This window comes from Tardiphaga sp. (assembly GCF_028290785.1).
Lineage (GTDB): Bacteria > Pseudomonadota > Alphaproteobacteria > Rhizobiales > Xanthobacteraceae > Tardiphaga.
Window position 1 is genome coordinate 1 of sequence record NZ_JAQGJD010000388.1, and the last position, 2,714, is coordinate 2,714.

Consider the following 2,714-nt stretch of genomic DNA (forward strand, 5'->3'; position numbering starts at 1 on the left):
GCCGGACATCGCCGCCGCGGCGCCGCAGCCCGTCAAGGAAGAAAAATGGACGCGGCCCGCCCCGGCGGTCGCGCCGCCGGTTTTCGAACGGCCCGCGGCCGAAGCAGACCCCGTCACCGCGCCGCCCGCCGGTCCCGGCTTCGAGGAACGCATCGGCACCCGCTGGGTGGTGTGGGTCGGCGGGCTGACGCTGGCGCTCGGCGGCTTCTTTATGGTGCGCTATTCCATCGAGGCCGGCCTGCTCGGCCCCGGCGTCCGCGTGCTGCTCGGCGGGCTGTTCGCGCTGGCGCTGCTCGTCGCCGGCGAATGGAGCCGTCGCCAGGAAAACCTCTCTTCCATCGCGCCGCTGCCAATCGCCAACATCCCGGCGATCCTCACCGCCGCCGGCACCGCGGTGGCCTTCGCCACGGTCTATGCCGCCTACGCGCTGTACGACTTCCTGGTGCCGGCCACCGCCTTCATCCTGCTCGGCATCGTCGCCATGTGCACGATGGCCGCAGCCCTGCTGCACGGCCCGGCGCTGGCCGGCCTCGGCATCGTCGCCGCCTTTGTCACGCCGGTGCTGGTGTCGTCCGACAGGCCGGACTTCTGGGCGCTGTATCTGTATCTCGCGGTGGTCACGGCGGCGTCGTTCGGCTTGGCGCGGATCCGGCTATGGCGCTGGCTCGCCGTCACCACCATCGTGTTCGCGATAGCGTGGACGCTGCCCGGCCTCAACGAGGGCCTGAAGTATGTCGGCCCGAATTCCTTCCATGTGCTCGCCGGATTCCTTCTGGCGTCGCTGCTGGTGGTCTGCGGCTTCCTGTACGGACCGCCGGCCGAGCAAGGCAAGATCGAAGCGATCTCGTCCGGCGCGCTGTCGGCCTATCTGTTCGGCGGCATGCTGGTCGCGGTGAGCAGCTTTCACTCGGATATGGGAATGACGACGTTCGGCCTGCTGGTCGCGGCCACGCTGTTCGTGGCGTGGTATGCGCAGGCCGCGACCGCCGCAGTCGCGGTGGCGTCTGGCTTTGTCGCCCTCGTATTCCTGGAATGGGCGGTGCGCGGCAATCCCGACATGCTGGTGCTGCCCGGCGGACCGCTGGCCGGCATCGGCGCCAGCCCGATCGAATCGTCGGTATCGCTGCATCTGGTCACCGCCGCGATCTTCGCCGCCGGCTTCGGCATCCTCGGCTTCCTGGCGCAGGGACGCTCGATCAGCGCCATCGTGCCGGTGATCTGGTCGGCCGCCGCGGTGTTCACGCCGCTGGCGCTGCTGATCGCGCTGTATGCGCGGATCGCCCATCTCGACCGTTCGATTCCGTTCGCCATCCTGGCGGTGATCATCGCTGCCGGCTTTGCCGCCGCCACCGAAATCCTCAGCAAGCGCGAGACGCGGCCCGGCCTGTCGATCTCGATCGCCTTGTTCGCCACCGGCACGCTCGGCGCGCTGGCGCTGGCGCTGACCTTTGCGCTGGAAAAGGGCTGGCTGACCATCGCGCTGTCGCTGATGGCGCTCGGCACGGCATGGATTTCGATGCAGCGGCCGATCCCGTTCCTGCGCTGGCTCGCCGCGATTCTCGCCAGCATTGTGGTGGCGCGCATGGCGTGGGAACCGCGGGTGGTCGGCGATCTCGTCGGCACCACGCCGATCTTCAACTGGCTGCTGTGGGGCTATGGCGTGCCGGCCGCATCGTTCTGGGGCGCCAGCGTGCTGCTGCGCCGGCGCGGCGACGACGCGCCGTTGCGCATGGTGGAATCCGCCGCGATCCTGTTCACTGTGCTGCTGGCCTTCATGGAAATCCGCCATCTGGTCAACGGCGGCAATGTCTACCGCGCCTCCGCCGGCCTGGTCGAAGTGGCGCTGCAGGTCTGCGTCGCGCTGGCGATGGCGATCGGGCTGGAGCGGCTGCGGATTCGCAGCGGCAGCATCGTGCACAATGTCAGCGCGGTGTTGCTGACGCTGTTCGCCGGTGCCGCGACCATCGGCGGGCTGTTGCTGCTGGAGATGCCGATGTTCTGGCCGCACGACGTCGGCGGCCTGATCTTCAACGAGATCCTGCTCGGCTACGCGCTGCCGGCGGTGCTGGCGCTGCTGCTGTCCTATGCGGTCGCCGGCCGTCGTGCCGTTTCCTATGCCAACACCATCGCCGGCTTCGCGCTGGTGCTGGCCCTGACCTACGTGTCGCTGCAGGTGCGCCGCTTCTATCACGGACCGGTGCTCAGCCGCGGCATCACCAGCGACGCGGAGCAGTACACCTATTCGCTGACGTGGCTCGCTTTCGGCGTCGTGCTGCTGGGCATCGGCGTGCTGGTCCATTCGCAGCGCGCGCGGCTGGCTTCGGCCATCGTCATCGGCCTGACCGTGCTGAAGGCGTTCCTGATCGACATGTCGGTGCTGACCGGCGTGTACCGCGCATTGTCCTTCATGTGCCTCGGCCTGGTGCTGGTAGCGATCGGCTGGCTGTACCAGCGCATCCTGTTCAGCCGGCGATTGCCGCCGCCGGTGGCGGTGGCGCCCAGTATGGATGGAACGTAGAGCGTTTTCGGATGAACGGCCCCTCAGCCGTCATTGCGAGGAGCGAAGCGACGCGGCAATCCAGAGCCACAGGCGAAGACTGGATTGCTTCGTCGCAAGGGCTCCTCGCAATGACGGCTGCGGGCAGTTGAGACGTGATAAAGAAAAATTGCTGTCGTCCCCGATCACGAAACCGTACTTTCGTTCAAGCGTTGCT

Annotated in this window: 1 protein-coding gene; it reads left to right on the plus strand. The window is 67.8% G+C overall.

Features of this window, described 5'->3' with window-relative positions:
* The coding region (locus JWR89_RS24735) for a DUF2339 domain-containing protein (protein ID WP_299720843.1) at positions 1-2,518 on the plus strand (2,518 nt) is incomplete at its 5' end.
* Positions 2,519-2,714 lie beyond the last annotated feature (196 nt).